The organism is Microbacterium phycohabitans (assembly GCF_032464935.1).
Classification (GTDB): Bacteria; Actinomycetota; Actinomycetes; order Actinomycetales; family Microbacteriaceae; genus Microbacterium; species Microbacterium phycohabitans.
Genome location: NZ_JAWDIT010000003.1, coordinates 427,943 through 452,401, shown reverse-complemented (window position 1 = coordinate 452,401; position 24,459 = coordinate 427,943). Strand labels below are relative to the sequence as shown.

Below are 24,459 nucleotides of genomic sequence, written 5' to 3'. Positions count from 1 at the left end.
CGGTTGCGGCGGCGGTGTCGGCCGTCCCCGCGTAAACTCGACTCATCATGGCGACTTTCGGCACCCTCTCCGACCGGCTCACAGAGACCTTCCGCAATCTCCGGAAGAAGGGCCAGCTCACGCCCGCCGACGTCGACGGGACGGTGCGCGAGATCCGCCGCGCCCTGCTCGACGCCGACGTCGCGCTCCCCGTGGTCAAGGAGTTCACCGCCGCCGTGCGCGAGCGCGCCCTCGGCGACGAGGTCAACCGCGCGCTGAACCCCGCACAGCAGGTCGTGCAAATCGTCAACGACGAGCTCATCGGCATCCTGGGCGGTCAGCAGCGTCGTCTGCAGTTCGCCAAGAACCCGCCGACCGTCATCATGCTCGCGGGCCTGCAGGGCTCGGGCAAGACGACCTTCGCCGGCAAGCTCGCCAATATGCTCGAGAAAGACGGGCACACGCCCCTCCTCGTCGCGTGCGACCTCCAGCGCCCCAACGCCGTCAACCAGCTCCAGGTCGTGGCCGAGCGCGCCGGTGCCACGATCTACGCGCCCGAGCCGGGCAACGGTGTCGGCGACCCGGTCAAGGTCGCTCGCGACGGCGTCGCCTACGCCACGCGCCAGCAGCACGACATCGTCATCATCGACACGGCCGGTCGCCTCGGCGTCGACGCCGAGCTGATGAAGCAGGCCGCCGACATCCGCACGGCCACGCAGCCCGACGAGGTGCTCTTCGTCATCGACGCGATGATCGGTCAGGATGCCGTCAACACGGCCAAGGCGTTCCAGGACGGCGTCGACTTCACCGGCGTCGTGCTGTCCAAGCTCGACGGCGACGCCCGCGGTGGTGCCGCCCTGTCGGTCGCCTCGGTGACCGGGCGCCCGATCATCTTCGCGTCGACCGGTGAGGGCCTCGACGACGTCGAGCCCTTCCACCCCGACCGCATGGCATCCCGCATCCTCGACCTCGGTGACATCCTCACCCTCATCGAGCAGGCGCAGCAGGCCTTCGACGAGGCCGAGGCGATGAAGGTCGCCGAGAAGCTCGCGACCGAGACCTTCACGCTCGAGGACTTCCTCGAGCAGATGCAGCAGATGAAGAAGATGGGCTCCATGAAGAAGATGCTCGGGATGCTCCCGGGCATGGGCAACATGAAGCAACAGCTCGAGGACTTCGACGAGCGCGAGATCGACCGCACCGAGGCGATCATCCGGTCGATGACGCTCGCGGAGCGCCGCAACCCCAAGATCCTCAACGGCTCGCGTCGCCTTCGCATCGCCCGCGGTTCGGGCATGACCGTCACCGACGTCAACCAGCTCGTCCAGCGCTTCGACCAGGCCGCGAAGATGATGAAGACGGTGGCGCGCGGCGGCGTGCCCAACATCCCCGGCATGGGTCCGGTCGGCGGCAAGCCCGGCGCGTCGTCGAAGCGCGGCAAGCAGCAGAAGGCGAAGGGCTCGCGCTCGGGGAACCCGGCCAAGCGCGCCGCCGAGAACGCCGGGATCGCGGCCTCCACCGCGCCCACCGGCTCGGGCTTCGGCCTCGGTGGGCAGAACGCCCCGAGCGAGGCCGACCTCGCCGAGCTGCAGAAGATGCTCGGCCGGGGCTGAGCCCTCCCGACGAGCGCCTTCAGGGCGAGCGCCCAGGGGCAACCGCCTGAGGGGCCGCACGCCTTCAGGGTCAGCGTCTGCGGAGCGCGCGCCTTGAGGGTGAACGCCCTCAGGGGAGGATGCCGGCGTCCTGGAGCGCCGACATCACCGTCTGCTCGATCGCCCGCTGCCCTCGGGGCGTGGGGTGGACGTCGTCCTCCTGCATCCACTCGGGGTGGCCGCGGAGCGGCTGGCCGAGGTCGAGGTAGGTCCCGCCCACCGCGTCGACGGCGTCGCGCAACGCCTCGGAGGTGACGGCCGTGTCGTCGGGGACGTCGTCCTCGTCGTTCCAGATGGTACTGAGTCCGACGATGTGCGCGTCGGGGGCGGCGTCGTGCAGCTCGGTCACCGTGTCCTGGGTGTCGACGCGGATCTCGTCGGGGTCCTCCCAGAAGTCGTTGCTCGAGGACTCGACGATCAGCAGCTGCGGCTGCAGCGCGGCGACCGCCGGCACGAAGCCCGCGTAGGTGGTTCCGCAGTCGCCCTGCACGACGAAGCCCATTCCGGCGCACGCGAGGTTGGTCATCGTCACCTCGCCGCGCGCGGCCAGCATGACCGGCCACGCCTCGTCGGGATCGAGGCCGAAGCCCGACATGAGCGAGTCGCCCAGGGCGACGGTGCGCAACGGTGCGGGCGTGATCGCGGGAGCGGGCGCAGCGGATGCCGTCGCCGTCGGCGCGGGCAGCCGCGGGGCCGCGAACGAGGGCACCGGGGCCGCGTCGACCGACTCTGCAGCGCACCCGGCGAGCAGTGTCGTCGCCCCGGCGCACAGGGCCATCAGCGAGATCGCCCATGCGCGGCGTGCGGAATCCATGACGCGATCCTAGGATCGGCCGCCTATGAACGCGCGCGGAGATCGCCCTCTAGACGCGAAGCGCGGCGAGATGTTCGCGCAGCGTCGGACCGCCCCGGAACTCGCGGATCAGATGCTGCACGACCTCGCGGAGGTCGCCGTCGGCGGCGTCGGCCACCGCGACCTGCCGCGCGGAGCTGCCGCCTGTCGCGAGGATCGTCTCGAGGCTGGCGAACTCGCGCGCGCACTTGAGCTCCACCGCGACCTCGGCGAGCTCCTCCATGGTCTCGCGCAGGTGCTCCACCACGGGGCGCTGGGTGCCCTCGCGGTCGACGATCACCCGGGCGTCGAGGCCGTATCGGGCGGCTCGCCACTTGTTCTCACGGGCGTACCAGGGCGGGATGCCGGGCAGCTCGCGCCCCTCGTCGAGCAGGCGCGAGAAATGCTCGACGAGCGTCTGCGCGAGTGCCGCCACGGCGGCGAGCTCGGGCAGGGTCGACATCCCGTCGCACGCGCGGATCTCGACCGTGCCCCACTTGGGCGCCGGACGGATGTCCCAGCGCACCTCGCTGGCATCCGCCATGACTCCCGTGCGCACCATGTCGTCGAGGTAGCCCTCGAAGTCGTCCCAGGTCCCGAGCTGCCAGGGGAGTCCCGCGGTGGGCAGCTGCTGGAACACCAGGGCGCGGTTGGAGGCGTAGCCCGTGCGTTCACCGGCCCAGAACGGGCTCGAGGCCGACAGCGCCTGGAGGTGGGGGAGGAAGACGGTGAGGGCGTTGACGATGGGGATGACCTTGTCGACGTCGTCGACGCCGATGTGCACGTGGATGCCCCAGATCATCATGTTGCGGCCCCACCACTGGGTGCGCTCGATGAGGGTGTGGTACCGCGTCTTGTCGGTGACCTGCTGATCGAACCACTGCGCGAAGGGGTGGCTGCCGGCGCACAGCAGCTCGACCCCGCGGGGCTCGGTCTCCTCCCGAAGCGCGCAAATAGCGTCGCCGATGTCATCGACGGCCTCGGCGACGGTGTGACCGACGCCGCTGGTGACCTCGACGGTGTTGGTGAGCAGCTCGCCGGTGACCGTGAAACGCTCGAGCGCCGACTTCTCCTCGAGCTCCTCGAGCACCTCGGGCGCGCGGGGGACCAGATCGCCCGTCTCGCGGTCGGCGAGCATGAGCTCCCACTCCAGGCCCACGGACGAGCGGGTCGATTCAGCGAACGGGAGCCTCATGCGGTCAGTCTGACACGCAGCCCCGGCGCACCGTCTCTGCGCTACGCTCCGCGACGCCGCGTGTCGTTCTCCGCCATCTGTCACGTCGGGGTCGGGGGATCTGGCAGAATAGAGGGCTGGACCCGTTACTCGACCCTCTATCCAGTTTCGGTCCACCCTTTTGAGCTTCCGCCGGGTGTGCACCCCACGCTCCAGGCGTCCGGTTCGTTCGTTTTCATCATCAGGAGTCATCGTGGCTGTCAAGATCCGTCTCAAGCGCCTCGGAAAGATCCGCGCGCCCTACTACCGCATCGTCGTCGCCGACTCGCGCACCAAGCGCGACGGTCGTGTCATCGAGGAGATCGGCAAGTACCACCCGACCGAGGAGCCCTCGTTCATCGAGGTTGACTCGGAGCGTGCCCAGTACTGGCTCTCGGTCGGCGCTCAGCCCACCGAGCAGGTCGCCGCCATCCTCAAGCTCACGGGCGACTGGGGCAAGTTCAAGGGCGACAAGGACGCCGTGTCGACCGTCAAGGTCCGCGAGCCCAAGGCCGCGTTCGAGGCCGATGCCTCGAAGAAGTCCGTCGTCAAGCCCAAGGCCGAGAAGAAGGCCGAAGCCCCCGCGGAGGCGCCCGCTGAGGACGCCGCCGAGACCTCGGCCGAGTAATCCCCGTGCTTTCCGCCGCGCTCGAACACGTCGTCAAGGGGATCGTCGATCACCCGGATGCCGTGACCATCCGTTCCAGCTCGTCGCCGCGTGGCGACGTGCTGGAGGTTCGCGTGCACCCCGATGACCGGGGTCGCGTGATCGGGCGCGGCGGACGCACCGCCAAGGCACTGCGCACGGTGGTGTCGGCTCTCGCCGACGGCCGCCGTGTGCGCGTCGACGTCGCCGACGACTGATGGCGAACGGCGACACCGCGGGCGCCCAGCCCGCCAAGACCCAGCTCCGCGTCGGACGGCTCGTGAAGGCCCACGGCCTCAAGGGTGCGTTCAAGCTCGAGCTGTACACCGACGATCCCGACGGGCGCTTCGCGCCGGGGAGCACGTTCACCCTTCAGGTTCCGGAATCGTCGCCGTGGCATGGCCGCGAGTTGACGGTCCGCGAGTTCCGCTGGATGAACTCCCACCCGGTGGCCTTCTTCGAGGGCGTCGACGACCGCACGGCGGCGGAGGAGCTCGTCAAGGCCATCCTCTGGATCGACCAGGACACCTCTGAGGCCCCCGCCGAAGACGACGCGTGGTACGACCACCAGCTCGTCGGTCTCGACGTCGTCCGCGACGGCACGGTCATCGGCCGCGTCTCGCGCGTCGACCACTTCCCCGCGCAGGATCTGCTGATCGTCACGCAGTCCGGCGACGACCGCGAGGTGCTCGTCCCCTTCGTGAGCGCGATCGTGCCCGAGGTCGACATCGCGGGCGGTCGTGTCGTCGTCACGCCCCCGGCCGGTCTGTTCGAAGACCTGCCCCCGGAGCCCGATGACGAGCAGGCGCCCGCCGACGAGCAGGCGGCCGCCGACGACGTTCCCACCGACCGCGAGGACTGACGTGCGCATCGACGTCGTGTCGATCTTCCCGACGATCTTCGACGCGCTCGAGGTCTCCCTCCTGGGCAAGGCCCGGCAGAGCGGTCTTCTCGACGTCCAGGTGCACGACCTCCGCGACTTCACCCACGACCGTCACCGCACGGTCGACGACACGCCCTACGGCGGCGGCGCCGGAATGGTGATGAAGCCCGAGCCCTGGGGCGAGGCCCTCGACGCCGTCGTCGGCGACGCCGATCCGCGTCCCGTCATCGTCTTCCCCTCTCCGGCGGGGGAGCGCTTCACCCAGGCGATCGCCCGCGAGCTGTCGACGGCGCCGCGCCTGGTCTTCGGATGCGGCCGGTACGAGGGCATCGACGAGCGCGTGTTCGACTACGCGTCCGAGCTCGGCGACGTGCGTCTGCTCTCGCTCGGCGACTACGTGCTCAACGGCGGCGAGGTCGCGGTCATGGCGATGGTCGAGGCCATCGGCCGGCTCGTCCCGGGCGTCGTCGGCAACCCGGAGAGCCTCGTCGAGGAGTCGCACGAAGACGGGCTGCTCGAGTACCCGTCGTTCACCAAGCCCGCGCTGTGGCGCGATCGCGAGGTGCCGCCGGTGCTGCTGAGCGGCAACCACGGCGCCGTCGCGCGCTGGCGCCGCGAGCAGCAGCTCGAACGCACCCGCGCACGTCGTCCCGACCTGCTCGCGGACTGAGCGCCGGCGCCGGCGGCCTTTCACGTCCCGCCCGCTCGCCGAGTTCGCAGGTCGGCGCAGTCGCGCATGCCGGGGCGGGGTTCCGCGAGGTGTCCGCGGTGCAGCGCCGGGATGTGACGGATGCCGAGGACCCCGGGCTGCGGCATCCGGTTGCGGTTCGCGGTCGCCGGTTCGCCGATCGACTCGAACCTCGCGCGCTGTGGCGCTGGGCCTGCGAGGTGCGTGCGGCCCTGTGCGATGACGCTCCCGGACATGGCGGACGCCGCGACCGCACGGCCGCGGCATCCGTGATGCGGACTCAGTCGACGCCGAGGAAAGAGCGGTCGGTCAGCACGATCGGACCGGCGGCGGTGATTGCGACGGTGTGCTCGGAGTGCGCTCCGCGCGAGCCGTCGGCGCTGCGCAGCGTCCAGCCGTCGGGGTCGGTGACGAGCTCATCGGTCGTCTGCAGGAACCACGGCTCGAGGGCGACGACCAGGCCGTCGCGGAGGGGATACCCGCGTCCCGCCTTGCCGTCGTTGGCGACGTGCGGGTCGCCGTGCATCGTGCGCCCGACGCCGTGGCCGCCGAAGTCGGTGTTGATGCTCAAGCCCTCGGCGTGCGCCACGGCCGCGACGGCGGCGGAGATGTCGCCGATCTTGTGGCCGACGGTCGCGGCGTCGATCGCCGCGGCGAGGGCGCGCTGCGTGGTGTCGATGAGGGCGAGGTCTTCGTCGCGGGGGGAGCCGACGACGAACGAGACGGCGGAATCGGCGACCCAGCCGTCGACGGAGGCCGCGAAGTCGAGCGAGACGAGGTCGCCGTCGCGCAGGACGTAGTCGTGGGGGAGGCCGTGCAGGACGGCGTCGTTGATCGAGGTGCACAGGACCTTGCCGAACGGGCTCGCGCCGAACGACGGGTGGTAGTCGATGTAGCAGGACTCCGCCCCCGCCGCACGGATCATGTCGTGCGCGCGACGGTCGAGGTGCAGGAGGTTGGTGCCCACCTTGGTCTCGTCGCGCAGCGTGGCGAGCACCTCCGCGACGAAGCGGCCCGCGGGGCGCATCGCGTCGATCTCGGCCGGCGTACGCAGTTCGATCATGGTGGTTCCCTTTCGTCGAGTCTCCATTCTCTCCGATGGATGCGGATGCCGTGGGCTCGGGCCATGGGGTTCTCAAAGGTGCCGCACATGGTCGCGCCCTAGCATCGGCTCATGGTGCTGCGCCGTCTGTTCTTCCGCTGGATGTTCCCGGCCGCTTTCGTGCTGCCGCTGTGGCTGTTCGTCGGCTGGATCGTCTTCTCCGGCGGCAGCGGATGGGCGCTGCTCTGGCTGTTCGTCGCCATCCCCGCCGTTTTCGTCTCGCAGCTGCTGCTCTCGCTGCTCGTCCGCGCCCGGGTGAGCGTCCGCGAGTCCCGCGCGGTGTCGTGGCGCGACGCGATCGGCATCGGGCTCTGGCACCTCGTCATCGTCGCGCTCGGTCTGTTCGACTCGCGGGTGTTCTTCCCCCTCCTCGTGCTGTCGATCGCCGGTGCGCTCGTGCTCTTCTGGTCGTCGCTCGCGCAGGTGTGGAACGAGGCCCGTGGGGCCGTGACGGTGCTGCACGCCACCGATGGCACGGCGTACATCCCCGCGCCGCAGGAGAGCGCGCAGCAGCGTCCGCAGCCGCGGGTCGACGGCGACGTCATCGTCGTTTCGGAGTCGCGGCGCACGGAATGACCCGGGGGGCCGCCGCCCGGCGGACCCGCGTTTTGGCCGCTGCGTCTCGACGTGGCAGAATGATCCTTTGTGCCCTGACCGGCTCTGCCTCAGGGGAGTCCGCCGCATCCGCGGCTCGGGCACGCCTCACCTTTTCCCCTTTTATCGTGCGATCGACCTGTGGCGGTCGCAGGAAGTGATGATCATGCAGATCCTCGACTCCGTCGACGCGGCTTCGCTCCGCTCCGACATCCCCGCCTTCGCCCCCGGCGACACCGTCAAGGTGCACGTCAACATCACCGAAGGCAACCGCTCGCGCATCCAGGTGTTCCAGGGCGTCGTCATCGGCCGCTCGGGCGACGGCGTGCGCGAGACCTTCTGCGTCCGCAAGGTCAGCTTCCAGGTCGGCGTCGAGCGCACCTTCCCCGTCCACAGCCCCGTGATCGACCACATCGAGGTCGTCACGCGCGGTGACGTGCGTCGCGCGAAGCTCTACTACCTGCGCAGCCTGCGCGGCAAGAAGGCCAAGATCAAGGAGAAGCGCGACCGCTGAGTCGACTCTCTCGAACGCCCCGGGGATTTCACCCCGGGGCGTTCGGCGTTTTCGCGGCGACGCGGTCACGGGGCGGCGCGCGGGTGTGCGACCCTTGTTGCTGCGGTTCTCCGGCGTGCGGGGAACCGGTGAAGGAAACATGAGCGACCAGACCGCCTCGACCCCGGATGCCATGCCATCCCGCTCCCGCGCATCCCGTTCCCGCGCATCCTCCGAGCCTCGTCGCCGGGGCTGGGGCTCGTTCCTCCGCGACCTCGTCGTGATCGTCGTCATCGCGCTGCTGGTGTCGTTCCTGGTCAAGACCTTCGTCGTGCGGTCGTTCTACATCCCGTCGGCGTCGATGGAGAACACGCTGATGATCAAGGACCGGATCCTGGTCGATGAGCTCACCCCGAAGTTCGGGGAGTATTCGCGCGGTGACGTCGTGGTCTTCCGCGACCCGGGCGGATGGCTCGACAACGCACCGGCACAGGAGCGGTCGCCCTTCGTGGAGGTCGTCGACTGGGTCCTGTCCCTCTTCGGCCTCGCCGCGCCCGACAGCGACGACCATCTCATCAAGCGGGTGATCGGGACGCCCGGTGACCACGTCGTCTGCTGCAACGCCCTCGGTCAGACGTCGGTGAACGGCGTCCCGATCGACGAGACCTACGTGCGACTGTCTCCCGGGGCGACCGCTCCGGAGCCGGTGCCATACGACGTCACCGTGCCGGACGACTCCCTGTGGGTGCTCGGCGACAACCGCAACAGTTCGCGCGACTCCCGCTTCAATCAGGCGCAGCCGGGGCAGGGCTTCGTGCCGATCGACAACGTGGTCGGCCGTGCCTTCGTCATCACCTGGCCCTTCGACCGGTTCGGGCTGATCGACTTCCACCACGAGGTGTTCGCGGGGGTTCCCGCGCCGGGGGAGCAGTGATTGAACCCACCCTCACCCTCGAGCGCCGGCTGCTCAAGCAGCACGCGGTCATCATCGCGTGCGACGAGGTCGGTCGCGGGGCGTTGGCGGGTCCCGTGGCCGTCGGCGCGGCCGTGATCGACCCGGCCCGATCCCGTAAGCGGGTACCTGCGGGACTGCGGGACTCGAAGCTCGTGCCCGAGGCACGGCGCCCGGAGGTGGCCGCCCGCGCGGCGGCGTTCGTGCAGCACAGCGCGGTCGGGTGGGCGAGCTCGGTCGAGGTGGACGAGATCGGCATCATCCGCGCCTTGGGGCTCGCGGCCGTCCGCGCGATCGCGGATCTGCGTGCGCACGGCGTCGTGCCCGAGGAGGCCCTCGTCATCCTCGACGGCAACCACGACTACATCACGCCCGCGGGGGAGTCCGGATTGACCGTCCGTCCGGTCATCAAGGCCGACCGCGACTGCGCGAGTGCCGCCGCGGCATCCGTCATCGCGAAGGTCGCCCGCGACACCCTCATGACGGGGCTTCACGACGACCTGCCCGCGTACGGGTGGGCGCGGAACAAGGGCTACGCGAGCCTCGACCACCGCGAAGCCATCTCGGTGCACGGGATGAGCATGCACCACCGCCATTCGTGGGCGATCGCGGCGGCGCCGACGCTGTTCTGACCAGCGCCGTTGCACCTCGCACCTTTGGGCCCGGGCTGTCGCGAGACCCGCGCTGTGCGGCCCGCACCGTCGGTGTCCGCGCCGCGGCCGGGACCGCTCTGTCGGAGCGTGGGCTGTCTCGGCCTGGGCTGTTTCGGACCGGGCCCTTCGGGCTGCGCCCCTCGAGCGTGCTCCGGCGGACGGACGCGCCCGGGCGATCGGCGCTGTGCTGCTGCCCGCGCGTCCCGCGCCTAGGATGGGAGGACCATGGATGACGACGTCTTCGAGGACTACGACCGCGAACTCGAGCTGGCCCTGTACCGCGAGTACCGCGATGTCGTGCGCCAATTCACCTACGTGATCGAAACCGAGCGTCGGTTCTACCTCGCGAACGACGTGAACGTCGTGCGCCGCGACACCGAGCACGACTTCTACTTCGAGATCTCGATGACCGACGTGTGGGTGTGGGACATCTACCGCGCCGACCGCTTCGTCAAGTCGGTGCGCGTGCTGACGTTCAAAGACGTCAATGTCGAGGAGCTCTCGCGCCATGACTTCCAGCTGCCCGACGAACTGTCGCTCGACAACTGACGGCTCCTCCCCAGCGCCGCTGCGACGCGATCTCTCCACCGATGAGGCGTCGAGCTCTACGGGCAGGATGAGCCGAGTGCCACGCTCTCGGGCATGGCAGCGAAAGACGACCTCGGCAGAGCCGGAGAAGACCGCGCCGTCGCGTACCTGATCGGCGACGGCTACCGCATCCTGGCGCGCAACTGGCGATGCCCGCACGGCGAGATCGACGTCGTCGCTGAGCGCGACGGGACCCTCGTCGTGGTCGAGGTGAAGACCCGACGCAGCGAGAATTACGGTCACCCGTTCGAGGCGGTCGACAGGCGCAAGGCCGAGCGCCTGTGGCGGTTGTCGATGGCCTGGCTCTCCGCGCATCCGCAGCACGCGCGGGGGCGACGGCTGCGTGTCGACGTGATCGGTCTCGTTGGTGACGATCCCGCTCACGCGCGCCTCGAACATCTCGAGGACGCCCTGTGACCGTCGCGCGGACGTGGGCCGTGGCACTGACGGGACTGCGTGGCGACCTCGTCGAGGTGGAGGCCGACGTGTCGTCGCAGACGCCCGAGTTCGCGATCATCGGCCTGGCCGACAAAGCGCTGGGCGAGGCCGGCCGCCGGGTGCGCAACGCGTGCACCAATCGCGGTCTCGACCTGCCCAAACGGCGGATCACCGTGAACCTCTCCCCGGCGAGCCTGCCCAAACGCGGCTCGGGCTTCGACGTCGCGATCGCCGTCGCGGCCCTCGCCACCTCCGTGCGGATGGATGCCGCCCATGTCGCCGACACGGTTCACATCGGCGAGCTCGGGCTCGACGGGCGGTTGCGCCCCGTCGCCGGGGTTCTCCCCGCTGTCGTGGCCGCTCGCGCCGCCGGGCGCACACGTGTGGTCGTCCCGACGGCGAACGCGGCCGAGGCCGCTCTGGTGGACGGGCTGGAGGTGTTCGCGGCCGTCTGTCTCGCCGATGTGGTGCGGTGGCACGGCGGCCGCAGCGAAGCGCCCGATCTCCCCGCCGTCGACCTGCCCGGGGCGGCCGAGCCGGCCGACGTCGCCCTCGAGCTGGCGGACGTCGTGGGCCAGCGTGAGGCGGTCGACGCCCTCGTCGTGGCGGCAGCGGGCGGACACCACATCCTCATGAGCGGGCCGCCGGGTGCCGGCAAGACCATGCTCGCTCGTCGGCTGCCCGGCATCCTCCCGCCCCTCGACGACGATGCGGCGCTCTCCGTGGCGTCGGTGCGTTCGCTCTCCGGCGAGACCGTGACCCGTCTCTCGCGCGTTCCGCCGTTCGAGAGCCCCCACCACGGGGCGACGGCTGCGGCGCTCATCGGTGGGGGCTCCGGCGTGATCCGCCCGGGCGCGATCGCGAGGGCCAGCGAGGGCGTTCTGTTCCTGGATGAGGGCGGGGAGTTTCCGGCCTCGGTTCTGGACGCCCTCCGTCAGCCTCTCGAGAGCGGAGTGATCCAGGTGCATCGCTCCGGCGTGGCGGCGACCTACCCGGCGCGGTTTCAACTGGTGGTGGCGACCAATCCCTGCCCATGCGGGCAGTACGGCGTCCCGGGAGGGACGTGCGAGTGCGCCCCGCAGGCCATCCGACGCTACACGCGGCGCCTGTCCGGGCCGCTGCTGGACCGCATCGACATCGACCTCCGTCTGCAGCGCGTCTCGTCGGTGCGCCGAGACGACGCGGGGGCGATCGTGACGACGGCTCACGCCCGGTCGGTGGTGGCGGAAGCGCGCGCCCGCGCTGCGCGGCGCTGGAAGGAGACCCCGTGGCGTCGGAACGCAGACGTCCCCGGCACCTGGCTGCGTGGACCCGCCGCGCCGAGCTCCGACGTGCTCGCCCCACTCGATCTCGCCCTGCGGCGAGGCGCGTTGACGTTGCGCGGGTACGACCGCCTCATGAGGGTGGCCTGGACGGTCGCAGACATCGCCGGACATGACCGTTTGGAGGCGTCCGACGTCGGTCGAGCGCTCTATCTGCGACGGGGAGCGAGCGCTTCATGAGCACGCTGGATCTGTCCGAGGGGTCCGCTCGCGAAGCGATCGAGGGTCTGCGCGGCGGCGGGGGCGTCGTCTCCGATCCGGTCGAGGTCTACGCGCGAGCGGTGTGGAGCGTGCTGGTCGAGCCCGGCGACAGCGAGGCGGGGGTCCTGATCGCGGCCGTCGGAGCCGCCGCGGCTCTGCGTGTCGTGATGGCGGGCGGCGGTGACGCCTTGGATCGAGCGCGATCGAGATGGATGCCGAGACTCCAGCCGTCGGCTGTCGCCGCCGCTCTCGACGCGGCTCGGCGGTGCGGAGCTCGCCTCGTGGTCCCGGGAGACGACGCGTGGCCCTCCCGCATCGACGATCTCGAGGCGCACGCGCCGGTCGCTCTGTGGAGGCGTGGGCGCGGGACACCTCCGGATGCCCCCGCGGTGGCGCTCGTGGGGGCGCGTGCCGCGACCGCATACGGCGAGGGCGTCGCAGTCGATCTCGCCGCCGAGCTGGCGGCGACGGGTGCCGTGGTGATCTCCGGCGCCGCGTACGGCATCGATGGCGCATGCCACCGCGGCGCTCTCTCGACCGGGGGCGGGACGGTGGCATTCCTCGCCGGTGGGGTCGACCGCCCGTATCCCCGTGGACACGAGGGCCTGCTGGAACGGATCGCGACGACCGGGGCCGTCTGGAGCGAGACCCCGTGCGGGGCGGCGCCGACGAAATGGCGGTTCCTCAGCCGCAACCGTCTCATCGCGGCGATGGCCGACGCCGTGGTCGTCATCGAGGCCGGCTGGCGAAGCGGGTCCCTGAACACGGCCGGTCATGCCGCGATGCTCGGCAGACGGCTCGGAGCGGTGCCCGGCCCGATCACCAGCGCCGCGTCGGCGGGATGCCACCGGGTGCTGCGCGAATTCGACGGCGTGTGCGTGACCTCGGCGGCGGACGTCCTCGAGATGCTCGGCGCGGACGTTCCCCCCGAGAGCGCCGGCGAGAGCCCGGTCGACGGCGCGAAGACGGATGACACCACGAGGCTGTTCGATGCGCTGTCCCCGCGGTCGGCGAGATCGGTCGAGGACGTCGCCCGACGAAGCGGGCTCGCGCGTGACGACGCCGCCGTCCTGCTCGGATTCGCCGAGCTGGAGGGCCGTGCCGTACGCGACGACGACGGCGCATGGCGGTCGGTGACGCGGGGGAGTGGTCGTCCGTGACATGGGGGTCGACACGGCGCAGCCGCGCGGATGCGCCGGACCGGGGTGGAGAGCATCCTCGACGACGGGCCGCCCGGTCGCGACCCGGGCTCGGACGCTCCCCGCGCGTCCGCCGCGGCTCGAGGTGGGCGGGGGCCAGAGTGGGAGCGTGCGCACATCCGCGGTGGTCGAGGGATATCTGTCCCACCTCGCGGACGTGCGCCGACTCTCGCCCGCCACCGTGCGGGCTTATCGCTCCGATCTCGAAGACCTGGTGCGGGCTCTGGACGATCCGCCGATCTCCGACATCGAGGTCGACCATCTCCGCGAATGGCAATGGCGTGCCGCGCAGGCGGGGAAGAGCAGAGCCACCGCTGCCCGCCGCACCTCGACGGTACGCGGGATGTTCGCCTGGGCGGGCGAGGTCGGCCTCGTCACCGTCGACCCCTCGCAGCGCCTCGTCTCGCCCAAGCGCGGGCGCACGCTCCCCGCGGTGGCCACGCGCGACGCCCTCGCGGAGGTGCTCGACGCCGCGGCCGCGTCGGCGAAGGAGGGCGACGCCATCGCCCTCCGGGATCACGCCCTCCTCGAGCTTCTCTACGGGTCGGGGGCGCGCGTCTCGGAGGCCTGCGGACTCGATCTCGACGACATCGATCATGAACGGCGCACGCTCCGACTGCGGGGCAAGGGCGACAAGGAGCGCGTGGTTCCGTTCGGCCTGCCCGCGGAACGCGCCCTCCAGGCCTACCTCGTCCGCGGTCGACCGGTTCTTCGCGCGCGACAGGACGCGCGGGAGTCCGGGGAGGGTTCCCGCACGCACCCGGGACGTGCCGACACGACGAGAGGCCACGGTGATGGCGACGTGTCCGCCCGGTCCGTCAGGGGCGGAACGTCCACCCGCACGGGCCGGGACGCACGGGCCGTGTTCCTCGGAGCGAAGGGTGCGCGTCTGGGTCCTCGCGCCGTCCACGCGCTCGTGTCGCGCACGGTGGGTCCGCGATTGGGAGCGGAGGTGCTGGGTCCGCACGCGCTCCGGCACTCCGCCGCCACCCACCTGCTCGACGGCGGCGCAGACCTGAGGGCCGTGCAGGAGATCCTCGGCCACGCGAGTCTTGGAACGACGCAGATCTACACCCACGTCTCGGCGGAGAGGCTGCGCGAGGCGTATCGTCTGGCGCACCCTCGCGCGTGAGCGCGGTAAGCCGGGCGCCCGGCGTGCCCCGGCGGGCGGTGTGGCGGGCGGGCGGCGTGCCAGGCGGGCGGCGTGCGGGCGGCGTGCGCGTCAGCGGTGCGTGCCCTCCGCTCGCTCCGGCCGGTGCGGCCGGCCGTCAGAGCGAGCCGTGAGCGGCGCGCGTGATCCGCCGAGCTGGTCCGGGTTCAGGGCGGTCGACGTCACGCGTCAGCCATGAGTGCCCTCCGCTCGCGCCGGTCGGCCGGTCTGGCAGTCGGTGCCGCGTGTCAGCAGTGGCTGCCCTCGATCGCGTCGGCTGGCGTGTGCAGCCGCGCAGCCCGTACCGTGGGTGCGTGTCGTCCCGTCGAATCGCCGCCGCCGCGGCAGGTGCATTGGTCGTCTGCGGTGTGCTCACGGCCTGCGCGATGCAGCCGCAACCGGTCGAGACGCGACTTCCGCCCGGGTACGACGCGTCGAGCGCGTCCCCGACGGCATCCGTCCCGTCGCCCACGGTCGTGACGCTCTCGCCGACGCCCGACGCGGACGCGACGTCCGCACCGCTGGTCACCGTCGTTCCCTCGCCCTCGACCCCCGGGGTCGACCCGGGTGCGCTCTCGTGCGGAGACGGGGGGAGCCAGAGCGTCTCCGGCGCCGAGCAGTCCGTGCGCGTGACGGGCACATGCGCCGAACTGACCGTGTCGGGCTCGGCTGTCACCGTGGATGCCTCCGGCGCGACCATCGGGACGCTCCGCGTCTCGGGCGACCGCGCGCGCGTCGTCGCCGCCGGGATCGACATGCTGGTCGTGCAGGGCAACGACGGCTCCGTCGAATCCTCGGGTGGGGTCGGGAGCGTCGACCTCAGCGGTGACCGTACGACGGTGCAGGCGGCGGGAGCGATCGCAGCGGTCACGGTCCGCGGGCAGGACAACGTCGTGCGCGCCCCCGGTGGCGTCGGAACGACGACGGTCGAGGGCCGCGGCAACCAGATCGGGTGACGCCCGCGCTCACGGGGTGCGGGTCCCGTCGTTCGGCGGCGCCCACGAGCAGTCGTCGCAGGGGCTGGCTGCGGCATCCTGCAACGCGCCCCTGAGACGCCGGCCGCGATTCAGCAGCATGGAAGCAGCACGGCCCGGGGTACGCCGCCCAGGAGGCGCAGCGGGTTGACGTACTCGCCGTCGAGGCGGACGCCCAGGTGCACCGCTCCCGACGGGGTGTGACCGCCCTCGGTGACCGTCGCGATCCGCTGACCCCGGGTGACCCGATCGCCGACCTTCAGGTCCGAGGAGACCGGTTCGACCGAGCCCACGAGGCCCCCGCCGAAGTCGACGGTCAGCACACCCCGTCCGGCGACAGGCCCGACGAAGGCCACGGTCCCGTCAGCGGGCGAGCGAACCTCCGCGCCCGCGAGGTCGATGCCCCGGTGGCCCGGACCGTAGGGCCGCGCGGGCGCCTCCCATCCGCGCACGATGCGCACCGGGGTGACCGGCCACAGCCATCCGCTGTCGGCGAGCGGATCCGCGCCCACCCCGCGCGCCGGGGCCGCGGCGCCGACGAGCACTGCGCCGAACGTCAGGATCACCACGATCACGTCGAGAGCGCGCCGCGCGAAGGGGAGGGCCATGCCCGGGAGTCTGGTCCTTCGGGCGAGGCCGGCGAGGCGGCGACGGCCGAGATGGGGACGGTCGCGTCCGCGCGCGCGGTGGGGAGGAGGCGTCCTGTATGCTAGGGGGTGCATCCCGCATGTCGGGATGACTCCGCGTGCCCATTGCGCACCGCGTCGATCTGCGGATCGGCGCACCGCGCGGCATCCACACCCCATGGTCCTCCGCTCCGGCGGGTGGCGGGTGTGCGCCGGGTACCAGGCTCGTCAGACGGTCCGTCTGGCGCGAACAACCACAACCACGGCGTGAAAGCGCCCAGAAACAGGAGTACGACCATGGCCGTCGTCACCATCCGCCAGCTGCTCGACAGCGGCGTTCACTTCGGACACCAGACCCGCCGGTGGAACCCGAAGGTGAAGCGCTTCATCCTGACCGAGCGCTCGGGCATCCACATCATCGACCTGCAGCAGTCGCTCGGCTACATCGACAAGGCGTACGAGTTCGTCAAGGAGACGGTCGCGCACGGCGGCACGATCCTCTTCGTCGGCACCAAGAAGCAGGCGCAGGAAGTCCTCGCCGAGCAGGCGACCCGCGTGGGCCAGCCCTACGTCAACCAGCGCTGGCTCGGTGGCCTCCTCACCAACTTCCAGACGGTGTCGAAGCGCCTCGCCCGTATGAAGGAGCTCGAGGAGCTCGACTACGAGAACCCGGCCGAGAGCGGCTTCACCAAGAAGGAGCTCCTGCTCAAGAAGCGCGAGCTCGACAAGCTGCACAAGTCGCTCGGTGGTATCCGCAACCTGCAGAAGACCCCGTCGGCCATCTGGGTCGTCGACGCCAAGCGCGAGCACCTCGCGGTCGACGAGGCCAAGAAGCTCGGCATCCCCGTGATCGGCATCCTCGACACGAACGCCGACCCCGACGAGTTCCAGTACCCGATCCCCGGCAACGACGACGCGATCCGTTCGGTGAGCCTGCTCACGCGCATCATCGCCGACGCCGCGGCCGAGGGCCTGATCCAGCGCCACCAGCCCGCCGGTGAGGAAGAGGCCGCCGAGCCCCTCGCCGAGTGGGAGCGCGAGCTGCTCGAGACCCCCGCCGAGACCACCGAGGCTGCGACCGAGTCGGCTGACGACGAGGCCGGCGCCGAGGCCCACGACGAGGCCGTCGCCGCCGAGTCGGGCGAGTCCGCGACCGAGGTCGCCGACGCCGAGGCCACCGACAGCAAGTAAGCCGCGCGACGCGCGACACCTCCGGGTGGCACACGCGTCACCCGCACAGGCTACGATCCGGCGGGGTCGTGACCGTCCCTCCATGGGACGATGACACGGCCCCGCCGGGCTCACATCTAGAACGCAAACGACAAGGAGACCGCCACACCATGGCAAACTTCACGATCGCCGACATCAAGGCGCTGCGCGAGCAGCTCGGCACCGGCATGGTCGACACCAAGAAGGCGCTCGAAGAGGCTGACGGCGACGTCGAGAAGGCCGTCGAGATCCTGCGTCTCAAGGGTGCGAAGGGCAACGCCAAGCGCGCCGACCGTTCGACGAGCGAGGGCCTCGTGGTCGCTCGCGAGAACGCCGGCTCGGTCACGCTGCTCGAGCTCGCCTGCGAGACCGACTTCGTCGCCAAGAACGAGCGCTTCATCGCTCTGGCCGACAAGGTCGTCGACGCGGCCGCCGCCGCCGGTGCCGACTCGGTCGAGGCCGCTCTGGCCGCCGACGCCGAGGGCACGTCCGTCGAGCAGCTCATCTCCGACGAGGCCGCGATCATCGGCGAGAAGGTCGAACTGCGTCGCGTGCGCACCATCTCGGGCGACAAGTTCGAGGTCTACCTGCACAAGACCAGCAAGGACCTGCCCCCGCAGGTCGGTGTCGTGCTCGCCTACACCGGTGACGACGCCGAGACCGCTCGCAGCATCGCGCAGCACATCTCGTTCGCGAACCCCTCGTACCTCACCCGCGACGCCGTGCCCGAGGCCGACGTCGAGAAGGAGCGCGAGATCGTCACCGAGATCTCCCGCAACGAGGGCAAGCCCGAGGCCGCCCTGCCGAAGATCGTCGAGGGCCGCGTGAACGCGTTCTTCAAGCAGGTCGCCCTGCTCGACCAGGACTACGCGAAGGACAACAAGCTGTCCGTCGCCAAGGTCGCGTCCGACGCCGGTCTCACCCTGACCGACTTCGCCCGCTTCAAGGTCGGCGCGTAACACTCAGACAGGCTCAGGGCCCGTCATCAGGCCCGGGATGCCACGGCATCCCGGGCCTTTTCCCTGCCCGGCGTCGCTTCGGACGCGCGCCGGAAACGCGCGGGGGATAGTTTGTTCAAGACGAGAGGACACCACACGTGATCGATGAAGCCACCAAGCGCCGCCGAGTTCTGCTGAAGCTGTCGGGGGAGGCGTTCGGCGGGGGCCAGTTGGGTGTCAACCCCGACGTGGTCAGCCAGATCGCCCGGGAGATCGCCGAGGCGGTGGACCGGGTCGAGATCGCGATCGTGGTCGGCGGGGGCAACTTCTTCCGCGGCGCCGAGCTCAGCCAGCGCGGAATGGACCGCGGTCGCGCCGACTACATGGGCATGCTCGGAACGGTGATGAACTCCCTCGCCCTCCAGGACTTCCTCGAGCAGGCGGGAGCCGCCACGCGCGTGCAGTCCGCGATCTCGATGACCCAGGTCGCCGAGCCCTACATCCCGCGCCGCGCGGTGCGCCACCTCGAGAAGGGGCGCGTCGTGATCTTCGGTGCGGGTGCCGGACTGCCCTACTTCTCCACCGACACGGTCGCAGCCCAGCGCGCGCTCGAGATCGGGGCCACCGAGGTGCTGGTCGCCAAGAACGGCGTCGACGGCGTCTACACGGCGGACCCGCGCGTGGACCCCGACGCGACCAAGCTCGACCACCTCACCTACAACGACGCGCTCCAGAAGGGCCTCAAGGTCGTCGACTCGACCGCGTTCAGCCTCTGCATGGACAACGGCATCGACATGCGCGTGTTCGGCATGGAGCCGGCCGGCAACGTCACCCGCGCCCTGCTCGGCGACGAGATGGGAACGCTCGTCACCGCGTGACGCGCCGCGCGGGCCCGGGGAGCCGGGCCCGCGCGCGACTAGAGTGGGAAGTCAGTTCCAACGAATGGAGTCACCGTGATCGCCGATGTCCTCGCCGATGCCGGAGCGCGTATGGATCGCGCCGTGGAGGCCGCCAAGGAGGACTTCGCGACCGTCCGCACCGGACGCGCGAACCCCCAGATGTTCCAGAAGGTCCTGGTCGACTACTACGGGTCGCCCACTCCTCTCGCCCAGCTCGCGTCGCTGAACAACCCCGAGGCGCGCACCCTCGTCATCAACCCCTACGACAAGTCCGCGTTGAAGGCCATCGAGCAGGCGATCCGCGACATGCCGAACCTGGGCGTCAACCCCACCAACGACGGCACCATCGTCCGCGTCACCATGCCGGAGCTCACCCAGGACCGCCGCAAGGAGTACGTGAAGATCGTGCGCGGCAAGGGCGAAGACGCCAAGGTGCAGGTGCGCAACCTCCGCCGCAAGGCGAAGGACGACCTCGACGCGCTCAAGAGCGATGTCGGCGAGGACGAACTCGTCCGGGCCGAGAAGGAGCTCGACGCCGTCACGCGCACGCACGTCGATCTGATCGACGAGGCGCTCAAGCGCAAAGAGGCCGAGCTCCTCGAGGTCTGATCCGAATGCCCGACGCCCCTGAGATCGGCGACGCCGAGCCGGTCGACCCGCCCGACCTCGGTCGGGTCGATTCGGCGCGCCGTCCGACGACGGGCGAAGGGGTCACGGCCATCGAGTCGCAGCTTCGCGCCATGCGATCGGATGCCGAGCAGCACATCGCGCACGCGCGTGCGGAATTCGACCAGGCCAACGAGCGCCTGAAGCAGCGCACGGGGCGCGACCTGATCGTCGCCACGCTCATCGGCGTCGCGATCGGCGCGATCGTGATCGCCTCGCTGATCTTCGTGAAGTGGGCCTTCGTCCTCTTCGCCGCGGCGGCGATGGTGCTGGGTGTGGTCGAGTTCAGTCGCGCCCTGCAGGTGGCCGGCCGTCGGGTCGACGTCGTCCCGCAGCTGGTCATGGGATTCGTGCTGCTGCTGAGCGGGTTCTTCCTCGGCGCCTGGGTGCACTGGATCGCCGTTCTGGCCGCGGTCGTCGTCGTCGTGGTGTGGCGGCTCGTGGCGCAGCTGTTCGCGGGCGACGGGCGAACGCGGATCGACGTGATCGGCGACGTCCTCGTCGCCGGTTTCGTGCAGCTCTACGTCCCGTTCCTCACCAGCGTCGCCATGATCCTGCTCGCTCAGCCGCGCGGGGAGTGGTGGGTGCTCGCGTTCCTCATCCTCGCCGTCGCCGCTGACACGGGGGCCTACATCTCGGGCCTCACGTTCGGCCGGGGTGGGCGGCATCCGATGGCTCCTCGCATCAGCCCGAAGAAGACGTGGGAGGGCTTCGCCGGCGCGTGCGTCGCGGCTCTCGTCGCCGGGGCGCTCCTGGCCGTGTTCATGCTGCAGGTGCCGTGGTGGGCCGGGCTCATCTTCGGCGCCGTCGTCCTCGCGACAGCCACCGTGGGCGACCTCGGCGAGTCCATGGTCAAGCGCGACCTCGGCATCAAGGACATGAGCTCCTGGCTCCCCGGACACGGGGGAGTGCTCGATCGGCTCGACTCGATCCTGCCGTCGGCGACCGCCGCCCTGGTGATGTTCTATCTGCTCGCCCCGTTGGGAGTGTCATGACCGAGACCCCGATCCACGACGAGGTCGCCGCGACCCCGTTCCCCGAGGCGTCGGGGCGCACCAAGGGGTACGAGAAGCGTGCCGTCGACGCCTTCCTCGCTCGCGCGCGGGACGCCTTCGAGGCCGATGAGGCCGGCGTCCTGCGGTCGTCGGAGGTTCGGGCGGTGTCGTTCCCCCTGGTGAGGGGCGGCTACGCCGTGGCATCCGTCGATGCGGCCCTGGGCCGGGTCGAAGACGCGTTCGCCGCGCGCGAGCGCGAACACGCGCTCTCGCGACTCGGTGCGCGCGCCTGGGTCGCCGAGACGCGCGACACCGCGCAGGTGGTGCTCGACCGTCTCGGACGGCCGCGCCGACAGCGCTTCGAGCGGGTCTCGCTGCTGCACTACGGCTACCGGGTCGACGAGGTCGACGTCGTGGCCGACCGCGTCGCGCGCTACCTCGCCGCGGGCGATCCCGTGACGCCCGACCAGGTGCGCGCCGTCGCGTTCCGCATGCAGCGGGGCGGATACCGCGAGACGCAGGTCGACGCGGTGCTCGACGCCGTCGTCGAGGTCATGCTCGCCGTCGGATGAGGCCTCAGGATGACACCCGCGTCGACTCGTCGGTAGACTCGGCCGCACTGTGACTGCTGGCTCGGAACTCTCGCGTAGATCGTCGGACCGCGTCGCCCGTCGGGGCGTCGGGTCGGTCGACGTGATCCCCCCGGCTCTTCCGCGCCGCTCGGCACCGCGCTGGTCCCGTCGTCGGGGCGTGGTGGGCGTGTTCGGGGCGTGCGCGGCGGTGCTGTTCGCCGCCGCCTACGTCGGGCCGATGGGCGCCGCGCTCTCGCCGGCGCAGGCCGAGGAGCCGCACACCGTCACTCTGTACGCCGAGGGTCTCGACGACGCGCAGGCCGTGTCGACGTCGGGCGAGAAGCAGGCCCCCGATCTCCAGCGCTCGAGCTACAACGTCTACGTCAAGCCGAAGCCCACGCCGACGCCGACTCCCACGCAGACCCGCAGCCGCGATTCGGGCTCGTCGGCCGGCGAGAGCGGCAGCAGCGGTGGTGGCGGACCGCTGTACTACTCCGGTGGGGGAGCGCCCGCGGAGTGGATGGCGGCCGCCGGCATCTCGGATGCCGACATGGGCTACGTCGACTACATCGTCAGCCGCGAGAGCGGCTGGAACCCGAACGCCACGAACCGTTCCTCGGGCGCGTGCGGTCTCGTGCAGGCCCTGCCCTGCAGCAAGGTCCCCGGCAACGGCTACGACCCCGTCGACAACCTGCGCTGGGCGACCGGGTACGCCACGGGCCGCTACGGCAGCTGGGCGGGCGCGTACGCGTTCTGGACGAGCAACCACTGGTGGTGAGCGGCATCCATGCCCCGCTCCCGTAGACGCCGCCCCGATCCGGGTCGCGGCGACGATTCGCTCGATCGTCTGATCGCCGGGTGGAAGCGCACCGAGTTCAAGCGCGGCGCCGAGTGGACGGTGCAACCGATCTCGGGGCCGCAGGCCGTGAAGGACTACATCTGCCCCGGGTGCGGACGCACCGTCAGCGCCGGCACCGCCCACCTCGTCGTCTGGCGCGCCGACGGCGTGCTCGGCGACGCCGCTGACCTCGCCGCTCGGCGGCACTGGCACACGCACTGTTGGAGGATCGCCTGATGGAGATTCGCGGACCCGTTGTGCTCCCCGCCCGCCGGGAGGACATCGAACTGCGCACGGTCGACGACCTGACGCTCGTCGGCGAGCTGGCGCTCCCTCTCGATCGCGATCCCGTGGCGACGCTCGTGACGTTGCATCCGCTGCCCACGGCCGGCGGGTTCATGGACTCGCACATCCTGCGGAAGGCCGCCGGGCGGCTGCCTGCCCTGGCCGACCTCGCCGTGCTCCGCTTCAACACCCGTGGCACGACCTCCCCGCGGGGAACGAGCGAGGGCACGTTCGACGGCGGCGCGAACGAGTGCTTCGACGTCGCCGCGGCGATGGACCTCGTCCGCGAGCGCGGGCTTCCTCGCCCGTGGCTGGTCGGCTGGTCGTTCGGCACCGAGCTCGCGCTGAAGTACGGCCGCGATCACGACATCGAGGGCGTCATCCTGCTCTCGCCCCCGCTTCACCGCGCGACCGCGGACGAGGTCGCCGGGTGGTCGGCGGACCGCCGCCGGATGGTGATCCTCGTGCCCGAGTTCGACGACTACCTGCGCCCCGCCGAGGCTCGTGAGCGCTTCTCGTCGGTTCCGGATGCCACGCTCATCGCGGTCGAGGGCGGCAAGCACCTGTGGGTCGGCGAGACCCAGACGCGCCGTGTGCTCACGGAGATCGTCGCGGCGGTCAACCCCGACGCCCTGCCGCTGCCCACGGAGTGGGACGACGACGCCGAGAGCTGAGCTCAGCGTTCGTTCTGCCGCGGGATGATGACCTCGCGGTAGATGATGAGGATGCTCGCGGCCACCGGGATCGCGATGAGGGCGCCGAGCAGGTTCAGCAGCGCCCCACCGGCCAGGGCCGAGATGACCACGACCGATCCCGGCACCGAGACGGCGCGGTTCATGATGCGCGGGGAGATGACGTAGGCCTCGATCTGCATGTATACGAGGTAGTAGATCGCCGCCACGAGGACCGCCCACGGGGGCGTCCCGAGACCGGGGATGAGGCACGCGAGCACGATGATCGTCGAGCCCGTCAGTGTGCCGACCAGCGGGATGAGGGAGAAGAAGAACGCGATCACCGCGAGGACGGCCGGGAAGGGCGCTCCGATGATCGACAGGAGGATCGCGCTCAGCACACCGTTGATCACGCCGAGGCTCACCTGCCCCATGACGTAGTACCCGACGGAGTCGGTGATCTTCTCGGCGAGTTCGATGAAGCGCGCCCTCTTCGAGGCCGGTACGAGCTGATACACGGCCGACTTGAGCGACGGAGTGGATGCCGTGAAGTAGATCGTGAGGATCAGCACGATGAAGGCGCCGCCCAGGCCCGCCGCCACGGCGCCCGCGCCGGTGAGGAGGCTGTTGCCCACGATGGTGGAGATCGATCCGACGTCGAGCGTGCTGAACCAGTGCTGGACGCCGAGCCACAGCTCGTCGATCTTCAGCCACGGGAGCGTCTCGGACGCCCACTGCTGCACCTGCGCGACGATCTCGTTCCAGCGGCCCGGTTGGAGCAACTGCTCGATCTGGGAGACCAGCTGAGCGATCTGACTGACGATGACGGGCACGACCATGAAGACGATGCCGGCGAACACCCCGAGCACGGCGAGGATCGTCAGCAGCACCGCCGCCCAGCGCGGCAGGCCGCGGCGCTCGAGGAACGACACCACGGGGTCGAGACCCAGCGACAGGAACAGCGCCGTTCCGACGTAGAGCAGGATCGTGGACAGGTTCTGCACGCTGCCGATGAGCAGCAGGCCGACGCCGACGCCGAGTGTCGCCAGCAGCGCCACCCGGAAGGGATTGTGGATCTTCATGCCGAACGACTCCCGCCTCAGCCGGGCAAGCACGCCCGTCTGGTCAGGATAGTGACCGCGCGGGGCCGCATCGGCAAGGCGCGAGCCTCGCCGCGAACTTTCAGCCGCCCTCGGATAGT

At 70.7% G+C, this 24,459-nt stretch carries 29 protein-coding genes; 24 read left to right on the top strand and 5 right to left on the bottom strand.

The window, feature by feature from the left end; translation table 11 throughout:
* Window positions 1-47 precede the first annotated feature (47 nt).
* Entirely contained in the window at window positions 48-1,592 is a 1,545-nt protein-coding gene (ffh, locus tag RWH44_RS10775) for a signal recognition particle protein (RefSeq protein ID WP_316004561.1), read from the top strand.
* 109 nt (window positions 1,593-1,701) lie between these two features.
* On the opposite strand, the gene RWH44_RS10770 is transcribed toward ffh, so the two are convergent.
* On the bottom strand, window positions 1,702-2,445 hold the full coding sequence (locus tag RWH44_RS10770; RefSeq protein ID WP_316004560.1) for an SGNH/GDSL hydrolase family protein: 744 nt from the start codon (window positions 2,443-2,445) through the stop codon (window positions 1,702-1,704).
* 49 nt (window positions 2,446-2,494) lie between these two features.
* Window positions 2,495-3,658, bottom strand: coding sequence for a glutamate--cysteine ligase (locus RWH44_RS10765; protein WP_298872307.1), 1,164 nt, complete (start codon window positions 3,656-3,658; stop codon window positions 2,495-2,497).
* 232 nt (window positions 3,659-3,890) lie between these two features.
* On the opposite strand from RWH44_RS10765, the gene rpsP reads away from it, so the two are divergent.
* Genes rpsP through trmD form a run of 4 tightly spaced genes read left to right on the top strand, consistent with a single transcriptional unit; the run spans window position 3,891 to window position 5,875 of the window.
* A complete protein-coding gene (gene rpsP / locus RWH44_RS10760; RefSeq protein ID WP_115917985.1) occupies window positions 3,891-4,304 on the top strand; it encodes a 30S ribosomal protein S16 in 414 nt (137 codons plus the stop codon).
* 5 nt (window positions 4,305-4,309) lie between these two features.
* Window positions 4,310-4,540 carry an RNA-binding protein gene (locus tag RWH44_RS10755; protein WP_056230892.1) on the top strand — a complete coding sequence of 77 codons (231 nt, stop codon included), beginning with the start codon at window positions 4,310-4,312 and terminating at the stop codon, window positions 4,538-4,540.
* Window positions 4,540-5,184 carry a ribosome maturation factor RimM gene (gene rimM / locus RWH44_RS10750; RefSeq protein WP_298872316.1) on the top strand — a complete coding sequence of 215 codons (645 nt, stop codon included), beginning with the start codon at window positions 4,540-4,542 and terminating at the stop codon, window positions 5,182-5,184. Before RWH44_RS10755 ends, rimM begins: the two co-directional genes overlap by 1 nt.
* Window position 5,185: 1 nt before the next feature.
* Entirely contained in the window at window positions 5,186-5,875 is a 690-nt protein-coding gene (trmD, locus tag RWH44_RS10745; RefSeq protein ID WP_298872318.1) for a tRNA (guanosine(37)-N1)-methyltransferase TrmD, read from the top strand.
* 298 nt (window positions 5,876-6,173) lie between these two features.
* Here the strand turns inward: trmD and map are convergent, their stop codons facing one another.
* Entirely contained in the window at window positions 6,174-6,956 is a 783-nt protein-coding gene (gene map, locus RWH44_RS10740) for a type I methionyl aminopeptidase (protein WP_298872320.1), read from the bottom strand.
* 111 nt (window positions 6,957-7,067) lie between these two features.
* Here map and RWH44_RS10735 point away from each other — a divergent pair, with 111 nt between their 5' ends.
* The 10 genes from RWH44_RS10735 to RWH44_RS10690 all read left to right on the top strand — a co-directional run bounded on the left by RWH44_RS10735 (window position 7,068) and on the right by RWH44_RS10690 (window position 15,541).
* Window positions 7,068-7,571, top strand: a complete 504-nt coding sequence (locus RWH44_RS10735) for an MFS transporter permease (RefSeq protein WP_316004559.1) — start codon at window positions 7,068-7,070, stop codon at window positions 7,569-7,571.
* Between the two features lie 184 nt (window positions 7,572-7,755).
* Window positions 7,756-8,103 (top strand): 50S ribosomal protein L19, encoded by a 348-nt coding sequence (rplS, locus tag RWH44_RS10730; RefSeq protein ID WP_058231655.1) that lies wholly within the window; start codon window positions 7,756-7,758, stop codon window positions 8,101-8,103.
* A 139-nt stretch (window positions 8,104-8,242) separates the two neighbouring features.
* Window positions 8,243-9,016 carry a signal peptidase I gene (lepB, locus tag RWH44_RS10725; RefSeq protein WP_316004558.1) on the top strand — a complete coding sequence of 258 codons (774 nt, stop codon included), beginning with the start codon at window positions 8,243-8,245 and terminating at the stop codon, window positions 9,014-9,016.
* Window positions 9,013-9,666: a ribonuclease HII gene (rnhB, locus tag RWH44_RS10720; RefSeq protein ID WP_316004557.1), complete on the top strand. Its 654-nt coding sequence runs from the start codon at window positions 9,013-9,015 to the stop codon at window positions 9,664-9,666. The genes lepB and rnhB overlap by 4 nt, the downstream gene beginning before the upstream one ends.
* A gap of 246 nt (window positions 9,667-9,912) precedes the next feature.
* Window positions 9,913-10,236 carry a DUF2469 family protein gene (locus tag RWH44_RS10715; RefSeq protein ID WP_055836674.1) on the top strand — a complete coding sequence of 108 codons (324 nt, stop codon included), beginning with the start codon at window positions 9,913-9,915 and terminating at the stop codon, window positions 10,234-10,236.
* Window positions 10,237-10,329: 93 nt separating this feature from the next.
* A complete protein-coding gene (locus RWH44_RS10710) occupies window positions 10,330-10,692 on the top strand; it encodes a YraN family protein (protein ID WP_316004556.1) in 363 nt (120 codons plus the stop codon).
* On the top strand, window positions 10,689-12,215 hold the full coding sequence (locus RWH44_RS10705; protein ID WP_298872333.1) for a YifB family Mg chelatase-like AAA ATPase: 1,527 nt from the start codon (window positions 10,689-10,691) through the stop codon (window positions 12,213-12,215). Before RWH44_RS10710 ends, RWH44_RS10705 begins: the two co-directional genes overlap by 4 nt.
* Complete coding sequence (dprA, locus tag RWH44_RS10700) at window positions 12,212-13,396, top strand: DNA-processing protein DprA (protein ID WP_316004555.1); 1,185 nt, start codon at window positions 12,212-12,214, stop codon at window positions 13,394-13,396. Before RWH44_RS10705 ends, dprA begins: the two co-directional genes overlap by 4 nt.
* Window positions 13,397-13,544: 148 nt before the next feature.
* Window positions 13,545-14,567, top strand: a complete 1,023-nt coding sequence (locus tag RWH44_RS10695) for a tyrosine recombinase XerC (RefSeq protein ID WP_316004554.1) — start codon at window positions 13,545-13,547, stop codon at window positions 14,565-14,567.
* Window positions 14,568-14,899: 332 nt separating this feature from the next.
* Entirely contained in the window at window positions 14,900-15,541 is a 642-nt protein-coding gene (locus RWH44_RS10690; RefSeq protein WP_316004553.1) for a DUF3060 domain-containing protein, read from the top strand.
* A 110-nt stretch (window positions 15,542-15,651) separates the two neighbouring features.
* On the opposite strand, the gene RWH44_RS10685 is transcribed toward RWH44_RS10690, so the two are convergent.
* Window positions 15,652-16,167: a murein hydrolase activator EnvC family protein gene (locus tag RWH44_RS10685; RefSeq protein WP_316004552.1), complete on the bottom strand. Its 516-nt coding sequence runs from the start codon at window positions 16,165-16,167 to the stop codon at window positions 15,652-15,654.
* Between the two features lie 315 nt (window positions 16,168-16,482).
* Here RWH44_RS10685 and rpsB point away from each other — a divergent pair, with 315 nt between their 5' ends.
* From rpsB to RWH44_RS10640, 9 genes are all read left to right on the top strand, one after another.
* Complete coding sequence (gene rpsB, locus RWH44_RS10680; RefSeq protein WP_316004551.1) at window positions 16,483-17,376, top strand: 30S ribosomal protein S2; 894 nt, start codon at window positions 16,483-16,485, stop codon at window positions 17,374-17,376.
* A 149-nt stretch (window positions 17,377-17,525) separates the two neighbouring features.
* On the top strand, window positions 17,526-18,353 hold the full coding sequence (tsf, locus tag RWH44_RS10675; RefSeq protein ID WP_298872348.1) for a translation elongation factor Ts: 828 nt from the start codon (window positions 17,526-17,528) through the stop codon (window positions 18,351-18,353).
* Window positions 18,354-18,490: 137 nt separating this feature from the next.
* Window positions 18,491-19,210 carry a UMP kinase gene (gene pyrH / locus RWH44_RS10670; RefSeq protein WP_298872351.1) on the top strand — a complete coding sequence of 240 codons (720 nt, stop codon included), beginning with the start codon at window positions 18,491-18,493 and terminating at the stop codon, window positions 19,208-19,210.
* Window positions 19,211-19,285: 75 nt separating this feature from the next.
* Window positions 19,286-19,840 carry a ribosome recycling factor gene (gene frr / locus RWH44_RS10665; RefSeq protein ID WP_076675969.1) on the top strand — a complete coding sequence of 185 codons (555 nt, stop codon included), beginning with the start codon at window positions 19,286-19,288 and terminating at the stop codon, window positions 19,838-19,840.
* A 5-nt stretch (window positions 19,841-19,845) separates the two neighbouring features.
* Window positions 19,846-20,892: a phosphatidate cytidylyltransferase gene (locus tag RWH44_RS10660; RefSeq protein ID WP_316004550.1), complete on the top strand. Its 1,047-nt coding sequence runs from the start codon at window positions 19,846-19,848 to the stop codon at window positions 20,890-20,892.
* Window positions 20,889-21,464 carry a DivIVA domain-containing protein gene (locus RWH44_RS10655; RefSeq protein WP_298872358.1) on the top strand — a complete coding sequence of 192 codons (576 nt, stop codon included), beginning with the start codon at window positions 20,889-20,891 and terminating at the stop codon, window positions 21,462-21,464. The genes RWH44_RS10660 and RWH44_RS10655 overlap by 4 nt, the downstream gene beginning before the upstream one ends.
* A 49-nt stretch (window positions 21,465-21,513) precedes the next feature.
* Window positions 21,514-22,242, top strand: a complete 729-nt coding sequence (locus tag RWH44_RS10650) for an aggregation-promoting factor C-terminal-like domain-containing protein (RefSeq protein ID WP_316004549.1) — start codon at window positions 21,514-21,516, stop codon at window positions 22,240-22,242.
* Between the two features lie 9 nt (window positions 22,243-22,251).
* Window positions 22,252-22,539: an Rv1322 family protein gene (locus RWH44_RS10645; RefSeq protein WP_298872361.1), complete on the top strand. Its 288-nt coding sequence runs from the start codon at window positions 22,252-22,254 to the stop codon at window positions 22,537-22,539.
* Window positions 22,539-23,261 (top strand): alpha/beta hydrolase, encoded by a 723-nt coding sequence (locus RWH44_RS10640; RefSeq protein WP_316004548.1) that lies wholly within the window; start codon window positions 22,539-22,541, stop codon window positions 23,259-23,261. The genes RWH44_RS10645 and RWH44_RS10640 overlap by 1 nt, the downstream gene beginning before the upstream one ends.
* 2 nt (window positions 23,262-23,263) lie before the next feature.
* On the opposite strand, the gene RWH44_RS10635 is transcribed toward RWH44_RS10640, so the two are convergent.
* Window positions 23,264-24,340, bottom strand: a complete 1,077-nt coding sequence (locus tag RWH44_RS10635; RefSeq protein WP_316004547.1) for an AI-2E family transporter — start codon at window positions 24,338-24,340, stop codon at window positions 23,264-23,266.
* Window positions 24,341-24,459: the final 119 nt, after the last annotated feature.